1 protein-coding gene is annotated in these 238 nt (G+C 73.9%); it reads left to right on the top strand.

The features are described 5' to 3' along the window. Nucleotides 1–238, top strand: a 238-nt coding sequence (locus IH50_RS38560) for an acyltransferase domain-containing protein (RefSeq protein WP_158801459.1), incomplete at both ends; no start/stop codon positions are given.

The raw sequence follows: 238 nt of genomic DNA, 5'->3' as shown, positions 1-238 counted from the left end.
CCTGCGCGGGACGGTGGAGTTCGAGGCGGCGACGCGTGCGCTGCTGGCGGACGGGTTCCGGGTGCTGGTGGAGGTCAGTGCGCATCCGGTCGTGGCGACGGGTGTGCGTGAGACGGTCGAGGACGCGGGTGTTCCCGCGGGTGTGGTGGGGACGCTGCGGCGGGAGGAGGGCGGCTGGGAGCGGTTCACGCTGTCGCTCGGTGAGGCGTGGGCGTACGGCGCCGACGTCGACTGGGAC

Origin of the sequence: Streptomyces sp. NRRL S-37 (assembly GCF_000721605.1) — a bacterium.
GTDB lineage: Bacteria > Actinomycetota > Actinomycetes > Streptomycetales > Streptomycetaceae > Streptomyces.
Note: the sequence above shows the minus strand (reverse complement) of the source record. Positions and strands in the feature narration are given on the sequence as shown.